Consider the following 399-nt stretch of genomic DNA (forward strand, 5'->3'; position numbering starts at 1 on the left):
TTTCAACGCCGTGACGCGCGGGTCGTGCGGCACGAGCCGACTGGGCGCCTGCAGCCCGCCTTGAGCGTTGCGGCGGCTCCGCGAGAGCACCAGAGCTTCGCCGGCCTCCGCAGTGATGATCGCATAAGCCCGCCGGTCCTGTTCGGTGAGCGACTCGGATTCTAGGGCCTCGCGCGACAGGATGTGGCTCGGAACCAACGGATCATCGCCCGACCGCCGTGGCCAGGATCGCGTCGTCAGGCCGAGCAGGCGGACGAAGCGACGCGGGGCCGCTGCGAGATGACTCGCGGGACACCAGACCGCGCAGGCGCCCGCGTCGCGGCCATCGGGAAGACGAAGCTCCTGCAGCGAGAACTCAAGCGCCTCCGGCGGCGCGCGGCGCAGCGCCTCCACCCAGAG

At 71.2% G+C, this 399-nt stretch carries 1 pseudogene; it reads right to left on the reverse strand.

Annotated features, from left to right (window positions below):
• Positions 1 to 399 (reverse strand): annotated as a pseudogene (locus tag EOA86_RS38275) (PD-(D/E)XK nuclease family protein); the annotation flags it as partial.

The sequence above is a fragment of the Mesorhizobium sp. M5C.F.Ca.IN.020.32.2.1 genome, from assembly GCF_004023105.1.
Classification (GTDB): Bacteria; Pseudomonadota; Alphaproteobacteria; order Rhizobiales; family Rhizobiaceae; genus Mesorhizobium; species Mesorhizobium wenxiniae.